16 protein-coding genes and 1 pseudogene are annotated in these 23,725 nt (G+C 55.0%); 2 read left to right on the forward strand and 15 right to left on the reverse strand.

Annotation, left to right across the window (positions count from 1 at the left end):
- Position 1: 1 nt before the first annotated feature.
- The 8 genes and pseudogenes from miaA to RAC89_RS02095 all read right to left on the reverse strand — a co-directional run bounded on the left by miaA (position 2) and on the right by RAC89_RS02095 (position 11,142).
- A complete protein-coding gene (miaA, locus tag RAC89_RS02060; protein ID WP_306611450.1) occupies positions 2–985 on the reverse strand; it encodes a tRNA (adenosine(37)-N6)-dimethylallyltransferase MiaA in 984 nt (327 codons plus the stop codon).
- The gene (locus RAC89_RS02065) at positions 979–1,752 is read right to left on the reverse strand and encodes a class I SAM-dependent methyltransferase (RefSeq protein WP_306611451.1); all 774 of its coding nucleotides are present in this window, start codon (positions 1,750–1,752) and stop codon (positions 979–981) included. Before RAC89_RS02065 ends, miaA begins: the two co-directional genes overlap by 7 nt.
- A pseudogene (gene mutL / locus RAC89_RS02070) lies at positions 1,752–3,712 on the reverse strand (DNA mismatch repair endonuclease MutL). Before mutL ends, RAC89_RS02065 begins: the two are co-directional and overlap by 1 nt.
- Positions 3,713–3,717: 5 nt before the next feature.
- Positions 3,718–5,169, reverse strand: a complete 1,452-nt coding sequence (locus tag RAC89_RS02075; RefSeq protein ID WP_306611453.1) for a S41 family peptidase — start codon at positions 5,167–5,169, stop codon at positions 3,718–3,720.
- A gap of 23 nt (positions 5,170–5,192) precedes the next feature.
- Positions 5,193–7,850, reverse strand: coding sequence for a DNA mismatch repair protein MutS (gene mutS / locus RAC89_RS02080; RefSeq protein WP_306616021.1), 2,658 nt, complete (start codon positions 7,848–7,850; stop codon positions 5,193–5,195).
- A 113-nt stretch (positions 7,851–7,963) separates the two neighbouring features.
- Positions 7,964–9,394 (reverse strand): putative amidoligase domain-containing protein, encoded by a 1,431-nt coding sequence (locus RAC89_RS02085; protein WP_306611454.1) that lies wholly within the window; start codon positions 9,392–9,394, stop codon positions 7,964–7,966.
- A 139-nt stretch (positions 9,395–9,533) separates the two neighbouring features.
- On the reverse strand, positions 9,534–10,100 hold the full coding sequence (gene cotE / locus RAC89_RS02090) for an outer spore coat protein CotE (RefSeq protein ID WP_284640015.1): 567 nt from the start codon (positions 10,098–10,100) through the stop codon (positions 9,534–9,536).
- 79 nt (positions 10,101–10,179) lie between these two features.
- Positions 10,180–11,142, reverse strand: a complete 963-nt coding sequence (locus tag RAC89_RS02095; protein ID WP_306611456.1) for an aromatic acid exporter family protein — start codon at positions 11,140–11,142, stop codon at positions 10,180–10,182.
- Between the two features lie 383 nt (positions 11,143–11,525).
- Between RAC89_RS02095 and RAC89_RS02100 the strand changes: the two genes are divergently transcribed.
- Positions 11,526–12,416: a transposase gene (locus tag RAC89_RS02100; RefSeq protein WP_306611458.1), complete on the forward strand. Its 891-nt coding sequence runs from the start codon at positions 11,526–11,528 to the stop codon at positions 12,414–12,416.
- 388 nt (positions 12,417–12,804) lie between these two features.
- Here the strand turns inward: RAC89_RS02100 and RAC89_RS02105 are convergent, their stop codons facing one another.
- From RAC89_RS02105 to RAC89_RS02135, 7 genes are all read right to left on the reverse strand, one after another.
- Complete coding sequence (locus tag RAC89_RS02105; RefSeq protein WP_306611459.1) at positions 12,805–13,128, reverse strand: SCP2 sterol-binding domain-containing protein; 324 nt, start codon at positions 13,126–13,128, stop codon at positions 12,805–12,807.
- A 3-nt stretch (positions 13,129–13,131) separates the two neighbouring features.
- Positions 13,132–13,557 carry a PaaI family thioesterase gene (locus tag RAC89_RS02110; RefSeq protein ID WP_306611460.1) on the reverse strand — a complete coding sequence of 142 codons (426 nt, stop codon included), beginning with the start codon at positions 13,555–13,557 and terminating at the stop codon, positions 13,132–13,134.
- 81 nt (positions 13,558–13,638) lie between these two features.
- Entirely contained in the window at positions 13,639–15,303 is a 1,665-nt protein-coding gene (locus RAC89_RS02115; RefSeq protein ID WP_306611462.1) for an AMP-binding protein, read from the reverse strand.
- A gap of 33 nt (positions 15,304–15,336) precedes the next feature.
- Positions 15,337–17,106, reverse strand: a complete 1,770-nt coding sequence (locus tag RAC89_RS02120; protein ID WP_306611464.1) for an acyl-CoA dehydrogenase family protein — start codon at positions 17,104–17,106, stop codon at positions 15,337–15,339.
- 26 nt (positions 17,107–17,132) lie between these two features.
- Entirely contained in the window at positions 17,133–18,314 is a 1,182-nt protein-coding gene (locus tag RAC89_RS02125; protein ID WP_306611466.1) for an acetyl-CoA C-acyltransferase, read from the reverse strand.
- Between the two features lie 26 nt (positions 18,315–18,340).
- Positions 18,341–20,737, reverse strand: a complete 2,397-nt coding sequence (locus RAC89_RS02130) for a 3-hydroxyacyl-CoA dehydrogenase/enoyl-CoA hydratase family protein (protein WP_306611468.1) — start codon at positions 20,735–20,737, stop codon at positions 18,341–18,343.
- 44 nt (positions 20,738–20,781) lie between these two features.
- Positions 20,782–22,914 carry a (Fe-S)-binding protein gene (locus RAC89_RS02135; RefSeq protein ID WP_306616022.1) on the reverse strand — a complete coding sequence of 711 codons (2,133 nt, stop codon included), beginning with the start codon at positions 22,912–22,914 and terminating at the stop codon, positions 20,782–20,784.
- A gap of 197 nt (positions 22,915–23,111) precedes the next feature.
- Between RAC89_RS02135 and RAC89_RS02140 the strand changes: the two genes are divergently transcribed.
- A complete protein-coding gene (locus tag RAC89_RS02140) occupies positions 23,112–23,696 on the forward strand; it encodes a fatty acid metabolism transcriptional regulator FadR (RefSeq protein ID WP_306611469.1) in 585 nt (194 codons plus the stop codon).
- Positions 23,697–23,725 lie beyond the last annotated feature (29 nt).

Consider the following 23,725-nt stretch of genomic DNA (forward strand, 5'->3'; position numbering starts at 1 on the left):
GTTAACGGTCATAGGTCAGCTTTCCAGCTATTATAGCATGGATCTGCTGCAAATGGGCAGAAAAATTTGCCAAATCGCTCACATCTACCCAGTAGATATCCTTCATGTGGCGGAACCAAGACAGCTGCCGCTTGGCGAACCTTCTCGTATCCCGCTTCAGCAGCTCGACCGCTTCCTCCAATGTACAGCGTCCTTCGAGGTATGTAATGATTTCCTTGTAGCCGAGTCCCTGCATAGAGATCAGCTCCTTACCGTACCCCTGCTCCAGGAGCCGGCGAACCTCATCGACCAGCCCTTGCTCCAGCATCAGATCGATGCGTTCTTCAATACGTTTATATAGTAAAGCTCTATCCATTGTCAACCCGACGATACACAATTCGTAAGGCGATTCCTTTTTCTGTACCCTCAGCCGATCGGACAACCGTTCCCCGGTCAGGTGGAAAATTTCCAGCGCACGAATGATTCTCCGCCTGTCGTTCGGATGCAGCCGGGAGGCTGTTTCCGGGTCGACCTCCTGAAGTCGCTCATGAAGCGCTTCATCCCCATGCTCCGTCGCGTACGCTTCTTGCGCCGCGCGATAAGCTTCATCGGAGCCTGCCTCGCTGAACTGAAAGTTGTAGCAGACCGATTCCACGTAGAGGCCTGTTCCGCCCACGATAAAGGGCAAGCGGCCGCGGTGATGGATCTCTTCGATAAGCGCACGGGCCCTCTCTTGAAACTCCGCGACCGAGAAAGGATGATCCGGATCGTGAATATCAATGAGATGATGCGGCACCGTCGCCAGCTCCTCCGGGCTGGCCTTGGCTGTCCCAATGTCCATGCCGCGATATACCTGCATGGAATCCCCCGAGATAATCTCGGCTTGTAGATCCTTGGCCAAGGCGAGACTGAGCTTCGTCTTGCCGACCGCCGTCGGACCTACCAGAACGAGCAAGCGCGGCTTGTTCTGCCCCTGCGGGCCGGCATAGGCTGCTTCCGTTAACATCTGATCACTCCATAAGCTAGTTTCGAGCCGGAGCGCTGCACCTCCGTGAACCCAAGCCGCCCGAATTCCTCACTGTCGCGGTGCTCCTTTAGCACAACGGCCTTTGTCGACACGCGAACGGCTTGCCGGATGGCTTCGGCGGATAGCGCCCGCTCATCGGCAATGCCCCGGATCGCACGGATCGAGGCCGATTCCGTGATCGGCTTCCGGAACATCGGATCGAAGTAGACGATCTCTGCGGATTGATCCGGCTGACGCAGCAGGAACGACAAATGATCCTCATACAGCACTTGAATGCGGCGCATCGCCTCATTCAGTCCGGGCACATCGGAATCGTACGTCTGCAGCCCCTGCTTCAGCAGAAAACCGGGCATACGGGCGCTCTCCAGCGCGGTTACCTTGCCGTCGCTGCCCGCCGCGAAAGAGAAAACGATCGCATCGGAGCCAAGCCCTGCCGTGCAGTCGATCACGCGGTCCCCCGGCCGTATGCCGGCAAGCTCCAAAAGCGGATCGCTCTCGCCGTTGTTCAGACGCTTAATGCGCACCGCTGCCGTGCTGGGATGAAAGAACAGCGGCTGCCGCTGTTCATGATGATACTCGATTCGTTCCTTGGACACAAGGAGGATGTCCTCGTCACCGAACCGGTGACGCAGCATGGCGAACGTCATCTGACGCCTCGCCACCGCCCGACCGCCCAACTCCCGGGCCAGACGCTGTGCCTCCGCGAGCTGCTCCGGGTTCGGATCATAGGAGGTCGTTACTAACATTACATCACCCTTTTGAACATTTTCTCCAGCTCGTAGGTAGAAAAGCTGACAACGATCGGTCTGCCGTGCGGACACGTATAAGGATTACGGCAGCCTGCAAGACGATCAAGCAGCGCTTCTATTTCAAGATGACTCAAATTTTGATTGGCCTTAATTGACGCCTTGCAGGAGCACATGATCGCCGCTTTCTCGCGTAGCTTGCCCACATCGACCTGCTTCTTCTCTTGGAGCAGCCACTCGATCATCTCCTCCACGATGGCCTGCTCCTCCCCTTGCGGGAACCAATGCGGGTAAGCCCGCACCAGGAACGAGCTGCCGCCGAAGGGCTCTAAATACAGCCCCGCCTGCTCAAGCTGAGGCAGCTTGTCCGTCAGCCGGGCGGCTTCGATAGAGGTGAACTCCAATGTAATCGGAACGAGCAGCTCCTGGCTTGCCTCTACGGGCTTCCCGAACAGCTCGTAATAATGCTCGTAGTTGATCCGTTCATGCGCGGCGTGCTGGTCAACCAGGAACAATCCCTCTTCGTTCTGGGCGACGATATACGTGCCGTGCATCTGTCCGATCGGATACAGCTTCGGGAACGCCGGCAGCGCAGGCGGCTCCTGCGCAGCGGGAGGCGGCGTCAGCGAGCGCGCGACGCCTCAGGCGCGGCCGCGCTCTCGCGGGCGCCAGGCGCGGGCCAGCGCGTCGCGCGCCGCCTCGCGGCGGGCGGCCTGCACAGGCTCGCCGCGCCGCGGGCGTCGCTCCACGCGCCGCGCTCCGCCGATGGCGGCTCCGGCAGCGGTGCGGCCGCATAGCTCGCCGCTGTCTCGCGCGCCGTGTAGCCGCCCATGCCTGCGCCTGCGCCTGTGCCTGCGTTCGTGCCCGCACCGGCGCCAGTGCCGCTCACCGGCTCGGCCGCCGGCCGGCTCAGCTCGAGCTGCCCCTGCACGACCGCCTCGCGCACCGGCTTCGCCCCCGCCGGGATCAGCCGCTGCCGCCCCAGCACCTCTCGCACCTGCTGCTCGAGGAAGTGCATCAGCTCGGCTTCCTTGCCGAAGCGAACCTCCAGCTTCGCCGGATGCACATTGACATCGACCAGCGTGGGGTCCATCTGGATATGCACCGCGCCCAGCGGGAAGCGATTGATCGGCAGCAGCGTGTGATAGCCCTGCAGCATCGCTTGAATGAGCAGGAAGTTGCGGATGTAGCGTCCGTTGACGACTGTGCTCAGTCCGTTACGATTGGCACGCGTCATCTCCGGCTTCGCAATATAGCCGTCGATCTTATAATCCAAAGATTCCCCGCGGATCGGAAGCATCATTTTGGCCACAGCCGTGCCGTACACCGCTGCAATTACCTGCAGCAAGTCTCCATTACCCAGCGTCTGGATCAGCGTATGCCCGTTGTGCTTCAGCGTGAAGGCGATCCCCGGATGAGCCAACGCCAGACGGTAGATGTAATCGGTGACATGACCGAGCTCCGTCTGGATGGTCTTCATATACTTTAACCTTGCCGGCGTGTTATAAAACAGCTCCCGTACCGCAATATCCGTTCCGCGCGGCGCAGCCGTTTCTTCCTTGACCTTTACGCTGCCGCCTTCGATCACAAAACGCGTCCCGAGTCCAGTCGTATCCGGACTGGTTACGCACTCTACCTTCGCTACCGCGGCGATACTGGGCAGAGCCTCCCCGCGAAAGCCGAGCGTGCGGATAGCGAACAGATCCTGCGCGCTGATGATTTTGCTTGTCGCATGACGGAAAAAAGCCGTCTCGCAATCCACGCTGTCCATCCCCGAGCCGTTGTCCGCTACGCGGATCAGCTGGAGGCCGCCTTCCTCGATCGTCACATCGATCCGGGTACCGCCTGCGTCCACCGCATTCTCGACCAGCTCCTTGACAACGGAGGAGGGCCGTTCGACAACCTCTCCCGCGGCAATCTGGTTGGCAATATGCTCATCCAAAATGTTAATTTTACCCATAACGCTTACTCCTTAGACGTGCTGAATTTCACCGTAGAGCCTTCTTCGCTCCATTGAAACGAAGGAAATGCCTCCGCAAAGCGGCGGACGTCGATGAAGCTCGTACCCTCCCGCAAAATCCAATCCTCCCCGGACGGAGAGTAGCGGAGAGAGCCGTCCGCCGTAGTAATCTCCACAGCACTGCGCTCTTGATCCCAGGATACTTTGCCGCCCAGAACGGCAGCCAATACGCGCGACGGTACATAGATGCCTCCCTGCTCACGCAGCACTGGGAACCAGTCATTCACCTTCACACCGTTCATGTATACATTCTCACGGGTTTTCGACACTTCCAAACGAGGAACGCCCGCCATCCGCAGTGCCGTGATCATTTGCGGAACACTGCCCTCTACCTCTTGATCCGGCTGGAGACCGACCTTGTTCACCTTTCGCAGGTTCGGCGTTAAATATTCCTCCACCGTTACCTTCAGGGCACCGCCGGATTGCAAATCAAATACCGTCTGCACGCTGCCTTTTCCATAGGTCTTCTTGCCGATAACGGTAGCGGCGTGATAATCCTGCAGAGCGCCGGTCAGCACCTCCGAAGCGCTCGCACTATACTCATTCACCAGGAAAAACACCGGAAACGGCTGCTTCTGTCCATTGCTGAATTCAACCTTTTCGTCGATATTGTCCCGGTCGCGGGTATGGATCAGTACCCCCTTCTCCACGAACAGCTTGGCCATTTGAACAGCGGTATCCAGCAGCCCGCCGCCGTTATTGCGAAGATCGACGATTAAACCGGTCAGCCCGCTGCCCTTGCTTTTCAGCTCCTTAAGATGCTTCTCCATCAGCTCATCCGCGTCGCTGGAAAACGTAGAAACGCTCAAGTAACCTACACCAGGAGCGAACCAGCCGCTTGAAACCGGAGGAATATGGATCTGCTTTCTCGTCAGCTGCAGCTTCAGCTCCTGGCCGTTCCTTAGAACGGTTACGTTCACCTTCGTATTCTCCGGTCCGAGAATCAGCCTCATCGCTTCCTCCGTCGTTTTACCCACAAGAGACTGGTCCTCTACGCGAACAATGATATCCCCGGATTTCATCCCTGCCTTAAGGGCCGGAGAGTCCTCAAACAAGTCCTCTATATAAATACCCGCAGGGTCTTCACTAATCCTAACCCCGATGCCGACATAGTTGTTCTCCACCGAGTTTTCAAAGCCCTTCAGCTCTTCCGGAGTAAAATATTGCGTGTAGGGGTCATCCAAAGCTTGAATCATTTCTTCAATGCTTTTCCCTGCCAATACATTCGCAGCCGGTGCGCTCACATGCGCTTGCTCCAGAAGCAGCTTGACCTCATTCATACGATCCGTGTTGGCATCCGCAGCCCATAGGGCCATCGGGGAGGACAAAAGCAGCGAAGCGGATAAGAGCATAGCGGCGGAACGGCGCCATAGGGTGCGGTTGGTTAGCTTTTTCATACGGATCATCCTTTTCTTTCTTTTTAAGGCAGCATTTTTTTGATGTCGTGCAAAAAGTTCATCGCCATCATCGGTGTCATATTCATCAGGTCTGCCGAGCGCAGCTGGTCCAGAAGCTGCTCCGTTTTCGCGTCGGGCTTTTTCCTGTTCTTCTCGTGGACCGTCGGAGAAGGCTGTTCTTCCGTAAACAAGCTGAGCTGCTCTACCGGGCCCTTCGTTTCCGTTTCTGGCTCCGGCTTCGGCTCTGCAGCCACTGCAGTCTCCGCATCCGCCAGCTTGAGCTCGCTTCGCGTCTCGAAGGCGCTGAGCAGCTCATAGGAGCGGTCGATGATGCTGCCGGGCAGACCCGCTATCTGAGCGCAATAGATGCCGTAGCTTGTGCTGGCCGCGCCGCGAATCAGCTTCCGCAGGAAGGTGACCTGCTGGCCGCTCTCCTTTACCGCCATGCAGTAATTGCGAAGGCCGGACAAGCTCTCCTCGAGATGCGCCAATTCGTGAAAATGCGTCGAGACCAGCGTCTTGCATCCGACGTGATCGTGCAAATATTCGATAACCGCCTGCGCGATCGCCATTCCCTCTCCGGTCGAGGTTCCGCGTCCCAGCTCGTCGATAATGACCAGGCTGTTTGTCGTGGCCTTTTCCGTCATCACCTGGATGTCCATCATCTCGACCATGAATGTGCTTTGGCCGCCGATCAAATCATCTGCGGCGCCGATGCGCGTAAAAATGCGATCGATCACCGGCATTCTCGCTCTCTTGGCGGGCACGAAGCAGCCGATTTGAGCCATGAGACACAAAATCGCTACCTGTCTCATGTAGGTGCTCTTCCCGGCCATGTTCGGACCGGTAATCAGCAGCATAGTGCCCTCATCCGTCGAAATGCGCGTATCATTGGAGATAAATACCCCATCCTCCAATACCGCTTCTACGACCGGGTGGCGTCCTTCTTCTATCATCAGCTCGTAGAAGTCGCCTACCTCGGGCCGAACAAACCGGTTCGATGCGCTCACCTGCGCCAGCGATTGGTATACATCCGCGGTAGCGATCAGCTCGGCGAGCTGCTGCAATCGGGAAATATGCTGCGTCAGCTTGTCCCTCAGCGCCGCAAACAGCTCATATTCGAGATCCACCATGCTCTCCTGAGCGTCGAGAATGAGCGCCTCCTTCTCCTTCAGCTCCGGCGTGACGAAGCGCTCCGCATTCGCCAAGGTTTGCTTACGCTCATAACGCCCCTCCTCAAGAGAGGAAAGATTCGCCTTGCTCACCTCGATAAAATAACCGAACACCTTATTGAAGCCGATCTTCAGCGACTTGATGCCGGTCCGCTCGCGCTCCTGACGCTCGAGCTCGGCAAGCCACTGCTTGCCGTTCGTGCTCGCCTCGCGCAGCTGATCAAGCCGCTCGCTGCAGCCCTCGCGGATCATGCCGCCGTCCCGTACGGAGACGGGCGGCTCGTCTACGATGGTGCTCTCGATCCACTCGAGCAGGTCCCGGCACGGGTCGATCCGTGCCGCCAGCCTGGAGAGCGTCTGCGAGCCGCTCTCTTCAAGCAGCTGCCGCAGCAGCGGTACCTGCTGCAGCGACTGCTTCAGCGCGACCAGGTCGCGGGCATTGGCGCTGCCGTAGGCAATGCGCCCCGTAAGCCGCTCCAGGTCGTACACCTCGCGCAGCGCTTGCTTCAGCTCCTCGCGCACGATCAGCTGGTTGTACAGCCGCTCCACGGCTTCCAGCCGATCTTGAATGAAGCCGGTGTTCATCAGCGGCTTCTCGATCCAACGGCGAAGCAGCCGTCCGCCCATAGCCGTCACCGTTTTGTCCAGCAGCCACAGCAGCGAGCCCTTCTTAGAACGGTCGCGGACCGTCTCCACGAGCTCCAAGTTCCGCCGTGTGAACGGGTCCATAATCATAAATTGGCTCGGCTCGTATACACGGATGTGCTTGATATGGGACAACGAGCGCTTCTGCGTTTCCTGCAGGTAACCCATCAAGACCGCTACCGTTTCGCGACCCCCTGCGGGCAGCTTGACCAGCTCGGAGGTGTTGAAGTGGTCCTCCGGAGAGAAGCCACCCTCCTGCACCGCTTCCCGATGCGTCATTACCGTGGTCTTCAGCCAAGCAGCGGTTCCGCTGCGAATCTGCTCGAGCAAGGAAGCATGGCCTAGCAGCTCGGACGGACTATATACGTTCAGCTCATCCAGCAGCAGCTCGAAGGAGCCATCCAGTCGTGTAACGTACATTTCTCCTGTGGAGATGTCGCACGCCGCTAAGCCGTAAGCTCCGTCCTTCGTGGTCACCGCCGCGATATAGTTATTGCTTGTTTCGCTTAACGAACGGGAATCCATAACGGTCCCCGGAGTAACGATGCGCACGATTTCGCGGCGCACGACGCCCTTCGCTTCCGAAGGGTCTTCCACCTGCTCGCAAATCGCAACTTTATATCCTTTTTCTACTAGGCGGGCTATGTAATTTTCTGCGGAATGATAGGGAACGCCGCACATCGGAATGCGCTCATCCCCGCCGGCGCCGCGTCCGGTCAGCGTAATTTCCAGCTCGCGCGAAGCCTGCACCGCATCTTCGAAAAACATTTCATAGAAATCGCCGAGGCGAAAAAATAAAAACGCGTCAGGCACCTCCGCCTTCACGGCGAGGTACTGCTCGATCATCGGCGTATATTGTGCCATACCCGTTTCATCCTCCAAGATTCGTGCTATCCGCCCGCGAGACCGGAACACCAGTTCCCGATTCTGCGGGCGTCTCTTTCATTATAGCACGAATTGATAGAGTGCACTCGTTTTTACCGATAGGGTGAGATTTTCCATTTGGGCCGGATATCCTGCTGCTCATCCCAGGCGCGCATTTGCAGCATCATCCGGCGAAGCGGCAGCAGATAAGCTTCCAGCTCCGCATAGCCCTTCAGCCTCTCCAGATCCCGCCAGAGCGAAACAATGAGCGGACGAATCCGCTGCTTATCGCCGCGATAATAAGCCTTTTGTACCTCCGGGTCGGTGAGGGGTCTGAGCTTCAGCTCGCGATAGTGCTGAGCCGTCAGCTTAGCCAAAGCCAGTACGCCCTTCGCTACCGTAGGTGATACTAGCCAGCTCGGAAGGACACGATATTCGAAGCCGCCGTGCCGCTGCCTGCGAAAATCGCCCAAAAAGCCGTAAGCCGGCTTGCGCCGCGTCGTCGTCGCGTCCTCTAGCAGTGTCATCGGAAGCGCAACGTAATTGTCAAGCACCCTTAAGAGCGAGCAGTTCAGGCTGACTCCGCTGAAATGAATATGCCCCCCCAAAGGCAAACCCCGCACCGGCATGCCGCCGGCAATCCATGTCAGCCCTTTATCCGTGATCCGCCTTGCCGCCAGCTGCATCGTTTTGTGCAGATTGCCCACCAGCTGTTTTACATCCGTGCTGGGCCGAGGCCGCAGCTCGGCGAGCGGATAAATTTTGCGGCGGCTTCGCAGGACGATGGAATCACAGCCGAACGCTCCCTCCTTAGGGGCATACTGCGAGGCGAAGGTGACTTTGCCCCTGGTATTCCTGAGCAGAAACTCCGGATCCGCGCCCAGCATGACCTCGCCAGGCTCTCCCCGCCGCGCTTCCTCCTCTGCTAGCTCACGGTCCAGCTGCGCCATGGCCGCTGCGAACAGCTCCGCCAATCTTGGCGTGAGCCGGGGAACCGCCTCCACTCCCAATATGGCTGCACCGGCACCAGGCCGAATGCCGATATGTACTACGCCATAATCGAGCCCCAAGGCATAAATGGCCTTGATCGCTTCTTTTACCGCCCGCATGGTATGGTAATTGGTTTGCTCCAATCCGATTTCCGAGAACTCCTTACTCCCTTTATTCGAAGCTGTAACCCCTTTGGGAGCCTTACCGGCGTAAAACACTTGATTTCTTCTATAAAAAAGGGTCAGCGCTTTTAAATGAAATACCGGAACCAAATACTCATGCGACCACCGGTTCTCGCCGGGCTCCCCCCAGGAAGGCTCCATACCGTGCAGCGTCAATATTTCCTTCACCCGCTGCCGATTGCCTGCAAGCAGTATGCTCTTGATCGGTTGAAGTACGCCATCGTCCCCGCGGTCCGGATGATAGGCGCCCCAATGAATGAGAAGCCAGTCCTTCTCATTCCCCTCCGGGGCCTTCGTCCCGTGCGGGATCGTTAATTTTTGAAGCAGCTGGTGAGCCGCCGGCTCGCCGGAATGCAGCAGATAAGCACGCATACCGACACCTCCTTTCTTGCGGCGTTTGCCTATTTTTACCTATTAACCTTCCGACAACAAAAAAGAGGGCTAACGCCCTCTGCCGAAATCTGCTGCTGCGGCATATACTGCTAACAAACAACAGATACCGTGGCCTAACTTAATTCACGTCGTCGTCAAGCAAATCCGGATCGAGATCCTCGAAGTCACCCTCGTCGGCATCGTCGAAATCGATCCCTTTGTCCTCCAGGTCGTCACCGCCGTAAGGGGATACGACGACATATACCTTCGTCTCAGCGATCATTTCCACCTTGTACTCACGCTCTACGCGAATGAGCACGCTGTCTCCCGTAGAGGAAATGCTGGCTTCTACGCAGTTTGGCTCTTGAGTGGATACCGCAGACACCTCAGCGGTTGTCGGCTTATGCTTCTTATCAAGATAAGTAAGCGGAACGACCTCTACATAAGAAATCGTTTCTTTCGCAACATCCGTTTTGGTATTTCTGTCATAGGAATACCAAATGTTGATGTCGTAAGTACCCACCACCTCTACATGATCCCCCGACTTCACCGCATCATATTGGTTGTTGATAATCCAAGCACCCAAAATACTCGTCGGAGCATGAGGCGGAGTGACCGAGTTGGTTACCTGAGAAAATTTGCGTCCTTTGCCGCAGACAGCCTTCGTATAGATCTCTCTGACTTGCAGGTCTTTATCTAATGACATCCTTTCTACCTCCTCCATACAATCATTCATTACATGTGTATGCAGGACATTCGTCTAGGGTGACAAAAACTTTTACATTTTATATCGTTTCTTTTGAAAATTTCTTTTTTTCTCGTTTGGCGATAGATAAATAATGCTTCAACTCCATCAACAGCTGCAGCAGCGCAGAACGTACTTCGAACTCCTCCCGTGTGGCCGGAAGCGCCGTTTGCTTGAACCTGCTCTCCAATTGGAGCAGCAGCTGTTCGGCTCTGCCTGTGTAATAATCCACGAATACGTCCTTCGAAAGCTCCTCAAAAACATTCGCCAACAGCTCTCCGTGCGAAAGCGTCTGATAGACCTGAGCGACCAAAGGAATCATCCGGTCGACCGATTCCATTTGCTGTTTGCGCATACTTATGTAGGTTGACCAGGAATCGGTTTCCCCGAACCACAGCGTGTTTTCGTTTGAACGTTGGGCGGCTTTCCAACCGTCCTCCAAAAGGTCATGTGCGAGCAGCAGCTCGTTTCCGTCCCAGATGTGCGCCGTATTCCTTAGATGTCCCGCAATCTCCGTGAAAATTCGTGAAAAGCAGTATTCCAACCGCTCCTTCAGCCCGGCGAGACGCTTTTCCTCCTTAGGCATATAGCTAATATTAATCAGCGTTGCCGTACCGAGACCCACCAGGAGCAGGCAAACCTCGTTCAGGATCAGGTGAGGATCCACACTTTCCGCGGCGAACAGATGAAACATGACTACCGAGCCGGTAACCGCGCCCTCCCTTAATTCCAACCGGCTCAGGATGGGAAATAAAATAAGAAGAAAGAGCCCGATGACCCACACCTGAAACCCAAACACGTAAAATAATAATGCGGCTATCAGCAAGCCTAGAATCGAGGCCGCTAAGCGCTGAAGCGAGGTGCGCAAGCCTCTTCGTTTCGTCACATCCACACCCAGGATTGCCAGGAGACCGGATGAGAGCGGCGAATGAAGACCCAATGCTTGTGAGATGAGAATGGATATAACGACAGCCAGTGCCGTTTTGATGACTCGGAAGCCCATAGATGTCCCCCTTGCTGCGGCAAGTACGTAAAATAAGGTATGTATATTGTACCTATTGTAATCAGAATTGTTTCTTAACGCTATAGTTTGTAGAGTATGTTGCTCTAACGTCCCGCCTTCCTTTTTAACCACTATCCCCTTTGATCAGGAAGATTAGCCGGGAGCAAATGCCGAAAATTTGCCCTTCTTCCTGCTGTTTACTGCACGGCCTGTCAGTTATCTTGTGGGTATTTCATTACAACTCAGTATTCCGTGAAGGGGTCTATCCCCTCTATTCAGGAATGAAAAATACTTTTTGAATTTGGAAAATTTGTCTTGTAACAGGAACATATGTTCTGTATAATTAAGTTAATTGAACCATTAGCAACGGGAGCGGATTCGATATGAAGCAAGAGCAAACCGAAAACCTTCAGCAGCTTCTTGAACATTTTGAAAATACGACTTCCAGCTCGGAGCTTTTATTTCAGCTCAAATGGCCCGGGGGCTTCGTCTGCCCCCGCTGCGATCATCGATTCGCTTATACCATCTCCACCAGAAAGCATCCGCTCTTTGAATGCGCACACTGCAAATATCAAGCCTCCCTTACCGTAAATACGATTTTTGAAGGCAGTTCAACGGACTTATCCAAATGGTTTGTTGCCTTATATTTATTTTCTACCGATGAAGGTACTACCGCCGTTCGACTTCAGCGTACTATTCATGTTACCTACAAGACAGCTTGGTTAATGCTTCACAAAATACGTTTTGCTGCAGGCCATAAGGATGCTCAGCAACTATTATCCGGTGTTGTGCGTATAGGGGCTGCCTTCTATGGGCGTTCGTTCCATTCTTCCTACGAAGGACATCCCGAGGAGCACCCTATTCTCATCGGAAGCGGCACTTCATCGCAATCTCCCCATGAGCCTGGCTATATTAAAATGCGGGTAGTATCCAAAGAACATATGCACCACCGCAGAATTCTCCGTTCAGGCACTCAGGCCTTTTTGAAAAAAGAAGTCGCTCCCGCTACAGAGGAAATTCGTACGGTCACCGAGCGCTACAGCGAGCACCGATTTGTCCATCTGATCAAACACGTCGGTCACGCAAGCAAGTGGATCAACCGAACCTTTCATGGTCTCGGGCGCAAGCATCTGCAAGCTTATTTAAACGAGTTCTGCTATCGCCTTAACTTCGAGAACACTTCAACTCAAGAGGAAAACCTGATGAGTAATTTGCTGCGCTTGTGCTTTCATTCCCCTAGGATTACCTATGCTTCCCTGACAAAGCGCAGCTAGAGGTTATCCTCTCTGCCATGCCATCGTGTGATTGGTCTAGAGGTGGTTTCCTCATTCACCTAAAAGTCATTTTATGGTAATGAAGCATTTGTTGTTTCCATCATTCGCACAGCAGCGATCATTCCTGAACAATGGGGATGAGACCACTGTCGGCTTAGTTTCAGCGTTTCCCTGAAGCAAAGGGATATTGAGACAGACTTCCGAGAGTCCGAGAAGCGGGGGTTTAGGGCCAACAGCAGCAAAAAGACATCCCAGTCCGCAGTCATATTCTATCCTGAAAAAAGGGGATAATGACCGGAAGGGAAGCTCAGACCCACATAGCTTTCGTGCCATCCATTTCTTTACATACAAAAAGGCCTCCAATGAGGCCTGCAAATCAGCTCACAGCTTACTTTTTATACTGCTTAAGCACCTCCTGAAGCTTCATGGCGAGGCTTAAATTACCGCCGATTTTGAGCGAACCGGATAGGAAGGCTTTCATCGCGTTAAGCTCGCTGTTTAGCAGCTTCATAAGATTGGCCGTCGTCAGGGTTAAGGTGCAATCCGCCAAATACGGCGTGCCCTCCACCACTTCCACTGTGCCCGATCGAAAACGTACCTGTAATATTTCCGCATCCAGCTCCAGCTGGTAAACGGATTGCAGCGGACGAATCGGATCGGGATTCTCATTCATTCGATCGGCAAGCTGCTGTAATCGCTCCTTCACGTCCATCTTCTACACTCCCTTCTGAGGTGGGATCACCCGAAATGTACCCGTACCGAACGCACAACGTTTCCCTTCTTCGTCATACACAAAGCCTTGTGCCGTGATGAGCTTGCGGGAGCTGTGAATGAGCCCGGCCGTCACCTTCAAGGCTCCTTTGTCCGCAGGGGCCAAGTAGTGGATGTTGAGGTTGGTTGTCACTACTCGATCTTCAGGCCTCGCAATCATTGCGGCAAGGCCCATAGTAGAGTCGAGCAGTGCGGCATGCACGCCTCCATGCAATATCCCCAAGTGATTCAGGTGATGCCTTCGAATCTCTACCCGGATGATGATTTCCTTGGGGGATACGGTTACAATTTCAGCCCCGATATGCTCCCAAAACGTTCCTTGGGCCGATTCTTTTAATTTCTGGAGAAAATCGGAATTTACACTTTCCATAAGCATGGTCCTCCAGGATTCGTTTGCCCTACCCTACCCTATCCTATCCTAAGCGTTCCGTTCCGTTTGCTACTCCTGCTGCTACTCGGCTTCCTCCTCCAGCAGCTTTCTGCGCAGGATCTTGCCAACGATCGTTTTCGGAAGACTTTCCCGGAATTCAAACAGCTTCGGCACCTTGTAGGCGGCCAATCTTTCCTTGCACCAGGCCTGCAGCTCGGCTCCGTCGGCTTCCGAACCTTTTTTCAAAACAATGTAGGCTTTGACGGTTTCCCCGCGATACGGGTCGGCTACTCCCGCCACCACCGCTTCAACGACATCAGGGTGCTCATATAGCACCTCTTCCACTTCTCGAGGATAGATGTTATAGCCTCCTGCTATGATGAGGTCCTTCCTCCGATCCAGGATGTAGAAGAAGCCCTCTTCGTCCATTCGCGCCATGTCGCCGGTATAAAGCCAGCCGTCCTTCAGCACCTTGGCGGTTTCCTCCGGCCGATTCCAGTACCCCTTCATGATCTGCGGTCCGCGTACGATCAGCTCTCCGATCTCGCCAATGGGCAGCTCCTTTCCCGTCTCGATGTCGACGACACGGCACTCCGTATCCGGGAAGGGAATCCCGATGGAGCCGACCTTTCGTTTTTCCCAAATGTTGTTCGCATGAGTTACGGGAGAAGCTTCGGTCAGTCCATACCCTTCAATAAGCTTCCCTCCAGTTGCCTTCTCAAAGGATTCCTGCACCTCATAGGGTAGTGAAGCCGCACCGCTAATGCAAAAATCGATGGACGATAAATCAAATTGCTTAATCTTCGGGTGCTGGAGCAGGGAAATGTACATGGTCGGAGCACCGGGGAAGATGGTGGGCTGCTCCTGATGGATCGCCTCAAGCACTTGAGTAGGCTCGAAGCGAGGAATGAGCAGCAGGGTTCCGGCCAAGTACACGGATTGATTCAAGAGCACCGTTAAGCCGAACACATGGAAAAATGGGAGCGCCGCCAAGTATCGTTCATAAGCAACCTGAGACCGATAGGCCCATAAGCGGCTCTGGATGGTATTCGCTATCAAATTATAGTGAGTCAGCATGACACCCTTGGCTACACCTGTGGTTCCTCCTGTATATTGAATGAGGGCCAGATCTTGCTCCGCGTTGACTACAGCTAGAGTCGGTGTTGTGTCAGCCTGGTGCAGCAGCTTCATAAAGGACAGCACCTGTTCACTGTACAAAACCTTTCGTTTCAGGCCGTCCTTCTTGGCTTTGATCGGATAGAGGATGTTTTTCGGAAACGGGAGGTAATCTTTGATGGAGGTAACGACCGTATATTGGACTCCGGTTGCAGGGACCGCTTTCATGACCCGGCTAAACAAAATGTCCAGAGTAACGAGCAGCTTTGCTCCGGAGTCATTAAGCTGATATTCCAGCTCGCGCGGCATATATAAGGGATTGGTCATTACAACGATGCCGCCCATGAGCAAGGTGCCGAAATAAGCGATAACGGCCTGGGGACAATTGGGCAGCATGATCGCTACCCTATCCCCTTTGCGAAGGCCCAATCGGGTCAATGCATTGGCAAAGCGATAGGCTGCGTTCAGCAGCTGACGATACGTAATGTTTTTGCCTAGGAAATGGAGTGCGGTATGACCCGGGTATAAGGAAGAGGTCTGAATAAGAAAGGATGCCAAATTATGCTTCGGGTATGGGTAGGTCGCAGGCACTTCGACTGGGTAATGTCGTAGCCATGGCTTTGTTGACATATCTACCACCCCTTATGATGTTCATGCTGATAATCACACGGTATATTGCTCTGTTTCAATGACACGTGCGGCAATTCTTCGTTTCAAGGAAAGGGTATTAACCGGGGATTTGCGTGCGAGCTTCTTCAGAATGGAGAGCTGCGTTCGCAGCATATCTCCTTCCTCCATGGCCGCCAAAGATTCCTTCGCCAGCCCTTCGATACAGTCAAACGTCTCCTGTACGAAAACGATCGTCATCTCGATTGCGTTACGGGATTTCTCCTCTCCGCGCTTATCGATCAGCTTCTTCGTGCGAAGCAGCGCGCTTTCCATCGCATAGACACCGATCATCATGTCAGCCAAATGACTGAGCAGCTCCTGTTCCTGCTCCAGCTTCAGCTGATATTTCTGGACGGCTTGTGCGCCGATCATCAGGAATATTTTTTTGGCCATCCCGATCAAATGGGCTTCTTGCTCCAGAGTACCCTCGAATCCTTGGGCCGGAACAAGTGACAGGAGATCGGACTGAAGCGCCATAGCCTTCTGCATCAGCGGCAGCTCTCCTTTCATGGCCCGCTTGATGAGCGTCCCCGGGATCAGCAGCCGGTTGATTTCATTCGTCCCTTCGAAAATGCGGTTGATTCTGGAATCGCGATAGATTCGTTCGATACGGTACTCCTGAATAAAACCATAGCCTCCGTGAATCTGCACGCCTTCGTCCGCTACGAAATCGAGCGTTTCCGACCCAAACACTTTGTTGATGGAGCATTCCAACGCATATTCGGCAATCGCCTTGGCGGATTGGGTTCCAACATCCGGACTGGCATAATCGACCTCTGCCAATCCTTCCTCGAACAATCCGGCTGTACGGTACACCATGCTCTCCAGCACGTAGGTGCGAAGGTTCATTTCAGCCAGCTTTTTGCCGATCAGCGGAAAGGAGGAGATTTTTCGTCCGAATTGGGTCCTTTGATTCGCATACACCGCGGAATAGCCGATCGCATCCTTGGCCGCCCCAAGACAACCTGCGGCGAGCTTGAAGCGCCCGATGTTCAGGATGTTAAAGGCGATCAGGTGTCCCTTGCCAACCTCCCACAGCAGATTGCTTACAGGCACCTTCACATCCTCAAGAATGAGCGGGCGGGTGGAAGAGCCCTTGATGCCCATCTTCTTCTCCTCCGGTCCGACACTCACACCCTCCATGGTCCGCTCCACGATAAAGGTGCTGAAATCCGTCCCATTCACCTTGGCATATACGATGAACACGTCGGCAAAGCCCGCATTCGTGATGTACTGCTTGGTGCCGTTCAATATATAGTATTCACCATCCTCGGATAAGGTGGCAGTTGTTTTGGCTCCAAGTGCATCCGATCCGGAAGAAGGCTCCGTCAGGCAGTATGCGGCAATCTTCTCCCCTGCAGCAAGCTGAGGCAGGTATTTGTTCTTCTGTGCCTCCGAGCCGAAGTATACGATCGGAAGGGTCCCGATACCTACATGTGCTCCGATGGACAGAGCGAAAGAGGAAGCTTTGGTCAGCTTTTCTCCTATGAGGGTGGAGCTGATTTTGTCTAGGCCGATTCCTCCGTACGCTTCCGGGACATCCGCTCCCAGCAGTCCAAGCTCCCCTGCTTTGCGCAACAGTGTAACGGTAAGCTCGTAGTTCAGCTTCTCGAGCTCCTCGTCATGCGGAGCTACATCGCCGGCCACAAAGTCCTCCGTCGTTTGAGCGATCATTCGATGCTCTTCGGTAAAATCCTCCGGGGTCACAATTCGGTTATGATCGATATCGTCGATAATAAAGCTTCCGCCGATGGTTTTCTCCATTCACTCATCTCTCCCTTGCTCCAAGTTTACGGATGCACCTCAAATACCCCTGCTGCCCCCATTCCGCCTCCGATGCACATCGAGACGACTCCAATGCCGCCTCCCCTCCTCCGCAGTTCATGCAGCAGCGTAGCTGTGAGTTTCGTTCCTGTGCAGCCCAGCGGGTGACCGAGCGCAATGGCCCCCCCGTTCACATTCACCTTCTCCTCATCCAGCTTCAGCTCGCGGATGACCTGCAGGCACTGGGAAGCGAATGCCTCGTTAATCTCAAACAAATCCACGTCGTTTATCGTAAGACCGGCCATTCTCAGCGCCTTAGGTATGGCTTCTATCGGACCAACGCCCATAATCTCCGGCTCCACCCCGGCTAAGGCAAACGCTCGGAACGTCGCTATCGGCCGCAGGCCGAGCGCCTCTGCGCGTTCTTTGCTCATGAGAACGGCGGCTGCCGCACCGTCGCTCATCTGCGATGCATTGCCGGCGGTAACGGTGCCTCCCAGCTTGAAGGCGGGCTTCAGCTTCGCAAGCACCTCCGTCGTCGTATCAGCCCGGACGCCTTCGTCCGTATCGAAGAGGAACGACTTGGCCAGGACCTTACTGCCTTCTTCCACCTGCTTCCACTCGACCTGGAGGGGCACGATTTCGTCCTTAAATTTACCCTCGCGCAGCGCTGCTGCCGCTTTTTCGTGAGAGCGGGCGGCGAAACGGTCTTGCTCCTCCCGGCTCACCCCGAAGCGCTCCGCCACATGCTCCGCAGTATGCCCCATGCCGATATATACCTCCGGCATCCGTTCCACAATCCTCGGATTCGGCGACAGCTTGAAGCCGGTCATCGGTACATGGCTCATGCTCTCCACCCCGCCGGCGATGACCACATCCGCTGCTCCCAGCATGATCCGTTCCGCCGCGAAGGCGATCGACTGGAGGCCGGATGAGCAAAACCGGTTGACGGTGAGCGCCGGCACCGTCACCGGGAAGCCCGCATACAGCGACATGATGCGGGCAAAATTCAAGCCCTGCTCGCCTTCCGGCATGGCACAGCCGATGATGATGTCCTCCACATCCTCCTTGCGCAGACCCGGCGTCCGCTCCACCACCGCCTCGAGGACCGCCTTGCCCATATCCTCCGCTCTCGTTTGGGCCAGGCTGCCCTTCTTGGCCTTGCCGACCGCCGTACGGGCTATCGATACGATGACAGCTTCTCTCATTGGGTTCTTCACCTCTTCCGTGTTCTTTAGTTGCGAAGCGCTTTGCCCTTGGACAACATATGCTGCATCCGCTGCTGCGTCTTCGGTTCACCGCACAGGCTCAGGAACGCCTCCCGCTCCAGATCGAGCAGGTACTGCTCCGTCACAAGCGACCCAGCGGGTACGTCTCCACCGGCAAGCACATGCGCCAGCTTCGACGCGATCTTCACATCGTGCTCGCTAATATAACCGCTCTCTCTCATCGCGAAGGCGCCAAGCTTCAGTATCGCCTTGCCCTCAGCCCCGGCCACGCGAATCTGCTCCTCACGAATCGGCTCGTAGCCGCCCTTCGCGAGCGCCAGGACGGACTTCTTCGCCTCATGGATCAAATGCTCCTGGTTGACCACGATACGGTCCGTCGGCTTTAACAACCCGAGACGCTGCGCATCGTGTCCGCTAGTCGATACCTTCGCCATGCCGATCGTCTCGAACGCCTGGTTCAGGTACGGCTGCAGCTCCGCCTCCGGGTGGGAGGCCATGCGGCTTACCCGCAGCGCCATCTCCTTGCTGCCCCCTCCCGCAGGAATCAAGCCGACGCCGACCTCGACCAGTCCGTAATAGGTTTCCGCAGAGGCTACGACCTGATCTGCAGGCATGCATACCTCCACACCGCCTCCCAATGTCATGCGATGCGGCGCTGCCACGACAGGCTTATCGAATTTCTTGAGCCGGTACATGGTGTTCTGAAACAGCCGGATAATGCCGTCGATTTCATCCCATTCCTCATCCTGCGCCTCCATCAGCAGGATCATCAGATTAGCGCCGACACAGAAGTTTCGTCCCTGATTGGCGATCACCAAACCCTCGTAATTGCGGCGCACCTCCTCCATGCTTTTCTGTATCATCATCAGGATATCCGCGCCGATCGCATTGTTCGGTGAATGAAATTCCAGACAGGCTGCACCATCCCCGATATCGATTAAGCTCGCGCCGCTGTTCGACAGAATGACCTTGTTCTGCTGCTTCAGCCGTTTCAGTGAAATCTCCTCCGGCGGCGTATCCTGCGGCTCATACCGGCCTCCCGACATATAAAACGGCGCGCCGTCCCGCTCCCGATAGAAAGAGGTGTTTCCCTCCGCAATCCATTCCTTTACCCATGCCGGTACGAGCAGCCCATCCGCTTCCATGCGCTCCGCCGTACGGACAAGACCAAGGGCGTCCCACGTCTCGAACGGGCCGAGCTCCCAGTTAAAGCCCCATTTCATGGCATCGTCGATGTCACGAATGGAATCGGCGATCTCACCGTATTTGGCGGCGGAATAAACGAGTACCTTGCTCAGGATGCGCCACGCCAGCTCCGAATACCGATCCTGTCCGCCAATCAAGGCCTTCGTCTTAGCCTGTGCTCCCTTCGCCAGCTTAGCAGCCTCCAGTGAGGCGGAAGCCGGCTTTTTTTGCGGAACATAGTTCATGGTCTTTAAATCCAAAGACAGGATCACGCTGGCGCCGCCTTCTCCCTTTTGCTTCAAGTAAAAGCCTTGGCCGGACTTCTCGCCTAACCAGCCGCGTTCCACCATCGTCCTAAGCATGTCGGGAACGGCAAATACCGCCTTCTCCGCTTCATCCTGTACATTAACGTACACGTTATTGGCTACATGAACGAAGGTATCGAGCCCTACCAAGTCCAGCGTCCGGAAGGTGGCACTCTTCGGCCGGCCCAGCGCCGGTCCCGTCACTGCGTCCACCTCTTCCACGGTATAGCCGTGCTCCACCATCTCCTGCAGGGTAACGAGCAGACCGTAGGTACCGACCCGGTTAGCGATGAAGTTCGGTGTATCCTTGGCGGTTACGACGCCTTTGCCAAGTCGCTTTTCGCAAAATCTGCGCATTCCTTCCACTATGGCGGGATCCGTCCGCTGTCCAGGGATGACCTCGAGCAGCTTCATGTAACGGGGCGGATTAAAGAAGTGAGTACCCAAGAAATGGGACTGCATAGCATCGCTTAGGTGGGAAGACATCGCGTTGATGGAAATACCCGACGTGTTCGAGCTCACAACCGTGCCCGGCTTCCAATGCGCTTCGATTCGGCTCAACAGCTCCCGCTTTACTTCCAGCTGCTCCACGATCACCTCGATCACCCAATCCACCTCGGCAATTTGCGGCAGATGATCCTCCAAATTTCCCGGGGTGATCCTCTCGGCAAAGGCATCATCATAAAGCGGGGCGGGCTTAGTCTTCTTCAGGCGGCCGATCGCCTGAGCCGCAAGGCGATTGCGGACGGCAGGATGCTCCAACGTGAGTCCTTTTGCCTTCTCCTCCGAAGTGAGCGACCCCGGAACGATATCCAGCAAAAGGCAAGGAATGCCAACGTTAGCCAAGTGGGCGGCAATGCCGGACCCCATCACTCCGGAGCCGATGACGGCTGCTTTACGGATTTCTCTCATGACGCAAATCCCTCCATATGCTATAGGAATGAGTGCTGCGCTAGTTAACCGTTACCGAATATGGATTGCTCGAGCAGCTCTGCAATGTCTCGTGCCTTTACCTCATTCTCCACTTCCTTCAGCTTGGTACCGTCCTCCAGCATGGTCAGACAGTAAGGACATGCGCTGCTGATGACGGTCGGCTTCACTTCCAGCGCCTGTTCGGTCCTGGCGAGGTTGACCCGCTTGCCTGACGTTTCCTCCATCCACATCATTCCGCCTCCGGCTCCGCAGCACATCCCGTTCTCGCGGGAGCGCTCCAGCTCTACCAGCTCCACGCCGGGGATCGCTCTGAGCATCTCGCGCGGTTGTTCGTACACTCCGTTATAGCGGCCCAGGTAGCATGAGTCGTGATAAGTGATGCGCTCCCTAACCTCATGCCGGGGTTTCAGCCGTCCGGTTCGTACCAGCTCTGAGAGCAGCTCGGAATGATGCAAAACGTCGACCCCTTCCATCCCAAAGTCAGGATATTCATTCTTCAGTGTATTGTAGGTATGCGGGCAGGCCGTGACAATTTTACGAACGCCATACTTTTCGAAAGTTGCGATATTCTCCGCGCAAAGCTGCTGGAACAGCATTTCATTGCCCATACGCCGTGGGGTATCGCCGGAATTACGCTCCTCATTGCCCAAAATGGCGAAGGAAACGCCGGCCTCATGCAGCAGCCTGACGAGCGCCCGGGATACCTTGCGGCTTCGCAGATCATAGGAGCCCATCGAGCCTACAAAAAACAAATACTCAAAGTCAGGCCGCTCCTTTACCGTAGGCACCGGGATCCCCTCCATATCCGCCGTCCACTTGCTTCGGTCATTGCGGCTTATCCCCCAAGGGTTGCCTTGACGCTCGATGTTTTGCATCGCCCGCTGTCCTTCATGGGGCATGCTTCCCTGCATCAGCACGAGATGCCTGCGCAGGTCGATGATTTTATCCACATGCTCGTTGCCTACAGGACATTGGTCCTCACAATTGCGGCACGTCGTGCAGGACCAAATTTCCTCCTCCGTCATCACGTCTCCGATCAGCTCCGTTTCCGTAGCCGGCTTTTCCTGCTTCATCGTCCAGGAGTGCTGCTGCCACTGCAGCGTCGGCCGTATATCGGTTTTCCCTGATACGGAGTCCCAGTCCAGCGCCTTGGGGATCATGGCATGCGCACCGGCACCTCCAAATACAGCTTCCGGCACCCAAGGGGAATTCGATGTGACGGCGGCCCCCTTTTCCACCAAGTGATCTCTCAGCTTGACGATCAGATGCATGGGTGACAGCGCTTTGCCTGTATTCGAGGCGGGGCACACATTCGTACAACGGCCGCATTCGACGCAGGCGTAGAAATCCAGCATTTGCTTTTGCGTAAAATCCTCGATCCTGCCTACACCGAACGATTCGGCTTCCTCATTCTCAAGATCAAGCTTCTGAAGACGGCCGGCCGGTTCATCTCTTCGTAACCAAAGATTGACAGGTGCCGTGATGATGTGAAAATGCTTCGATTGGGGAACGTACACTAGGAAGGACAGAAGAATGAGCAGGTGAAGCCACCAGAAGATATAAAAGGCAGCTTGCGCCGCTTGAGCGGATAGTTCGGGAAGTGCGGATGCGATGAGGGAGGAAATCGGTGCGTATTCACTGGGAGGGTATGCAAGCCATATGCGTTCAAAGGCGAGCGAGAAGAGAACGGACAGCATTAGGGAAAAAATAAACCAAACCACCAGGCTCGGCTTCCAGCCGCGCTTTAATCGGGGAAGCTTCTCCACGTACCTGCGGAAAACGGCGTACCCCATGGCAGCCAGCACCAGCAGTACAGTGAGCTCCTGAAGCAGGCTGAACCCGTCGTACCATGGAATTGGCAGCGATCTTCCCATACTCAAGCCCTTGTAGATCAAATCCAGCGCTCCGAGCTGCAGCAGGATGAAGCCGTAAAAAATGATGATATGCATGATCCCGCTTCGCCAATCCTTCATCAGCCTCGTCTGCCCGAATACTTCGGTCAGGTAAGTACCGAGCCTCTTCCGAATTTGCCGTCTAAAATCGACAGGCTGGCCCAGCTTCATGTATTGGTACCGATGGGAAACGGCTTTGTAAAATAAATACACGCCATATCCGGTCACGCCCAAAAACAAGATCAGGTTCACCGTCTGCCACATGCTCTCATCCGTCCTTTCGGTTGATGTCGGTAGGTTGCGGCGTTGAAGCGTATTCACTTGGAAGCGGTTAAATGTTTCCCCTTTGTAACAGTGTATGTGCTAAAGTCGTTGACAATATGCAACTTTTTTCTTACGATAAATAAAAAATGAATGATCATTCATTCAGTTATTCCGAATCATACCATCCGAGGTGCCGAATGACAAGTAAGAAAAAGGAAAAATATCAGCTGATCGTCGAAGCCGCCTTGAAGGTGATCGCAGAGCACGGCTATCATAACGCCCAGGTCTCCCGCATTGCCAAAGAAGCCGGTGTCGCAGACGGGACGATCTACCTGTATTTTAAGAACAAAGAAGATATTCTGATCTCCGTCTTCCGGGAAAAGCTTGGCGAGCTGATCGGCCGCTTCCACAGCAGCATCAGCGAGTCCCCTACCGCCGAGGAAGCGATTCGGCGTATGTGCCGAATTCACTATTCGGAGCTCGAGAATAACGTCCCCTTAGCCTATGTTACCCAGATTGAACTGAGGCAAAGCAACCTGGAGCTGCGTCACGCTATCGGCGATGTGGTAAAAACGTACATTCATCTCATCGAGCAGGTGCTGCGAAGAGGCGTAGAGGAAGGCTCGTTCCGACCGGATCTCGACGTGAAGCTGACACGGCTGCTGCTATTCGGCGCCATGGACGAGGCTGTCACCTCCTGGCTGATCTCCGGGAGGAAATATTCGTTGTCGGATCAGGTCGAAGGTACGGTGGAATTTTTTCTGAGAGGTCTGAAAGCGTAGGTTCCCGATATGTATGTAGGGAGAGGAGC

It is taken from the genome of Paenibacillus sp. GD4 (genome assembly GCF_030846225.1).
Lineage (GTDB): Bacteria > Bacillota > Bacilli > Paenibacillales > NBRC-103111 > Paenibacillus_G > Paenibacillus_G silviterrae.

Coding starts and splice junctions, on each gene's coding strand:
- miaA (WP_306611450.1), bottom strand. CDS start 985: ATGTTAACGGAAGCAGCCTATGCCGGCCCGCAGGGGCAGAACAAGCCG.
- RAC89_RS02065 (WP_306611451.1), bottom strand. CDS start 1,752: ATGTTAGTAACGACCTCCTATGATCCGAACCCGGAGCAGCTCGCGGAG.
- RAC89_RS02075 (WP_306611453.1), bottom strand. CDS start 5,169: ATGAAAAAGCTAACCAACCGCACCCTATGGCGCCGTTCCGCCGCTATG.
- mutS (WP_306616021.1), bottom strand. CDS start 7,850: ATGGCACAATATACGCCGATGATCGAGCAGTACCTCGCCGTGAAGGCG.
- RAC89_RS02085 (WP_306611454.1), bottom strand. CDS start 9,394: ATGCGTGCTTATCTGCTGCATTCCGGCGAGCCGGCGGCTCACCAGCTG.
- cotE (WP_284640015.1), bottom strand. CDS start 10,100: ATGTCATTAGATAAAGACCTGCAAGTCAGAGAGATCTATACGAAGGCT.
- RAC89_RS02095 (WP_306611456.1), bottom strand. CDS start 11,142: ATGGGCTTCCGAGTCATCAAAACGGCACTGGCTGTCGTTATATCCATT.
- RAC89_RS02100 (WP_306611458.1), top strand. CDS start 11,526: ATGAAGCAAGAGCAAACCGAAAACCTTCAGCAGCTTCTTGAACATTTT.
- RAC89_RS02105 (WP_306611459.1), bottom strand. CDS start 13,128: ATGGACGTGAAGGAGCGATTACAGCAGCTTGCCGATCGAATGAATGAG.
- RAC89_RS02110 (WP_306611460.1), bottom strand. CDS start 13,557: ATGGAAAGTGTAAATTCCGATTTTCTCCAGAAATTAAAAGAATCGGCC.
- RAC89_RS02115 (WP_306611462.1), bottom strand. CDS start 15,303: ATGTCAACAAAGCCATGGCTACGACATTACCCAGTCGAAGTGCCTGCG.
- RAC89_RS02120 (WP_306611464.1), bottom strand. CDS start 17,106: ATGGAGAAAACCATCGGCGGAAGCTTTATTATCGACGATATCGATCAT.
- RAC89_RS02125 (WP_306611466.1), bottom strand. CDS start 18,314: ATGAGAGAAGCTGTCATCGTATCGATAGCCCGTACGGCGGTCGGCAAG.
- RAC89_RS02130 (WP_306611468.1), bottom strand. CDS start 20,737: ATGAGAGAAATCCGTAAAGCAGCCGTCATCGGCTCCGGAGTGATGGGG.
- RAC89_RS02135 (WP_306616022.1), bottom strand. CDS start 22,914: ATGTGGCAGACGGTGAACCTGATCTTGTTTTTGGGCGTGACCGGATAT.
- RAC89_RS02140 (WP_306611469.1), top strand. CDS start 23,112: ATGACAAGTAAGAAAAAGGAAAAATATCAGCTGATCGTCGAAGCCGCC.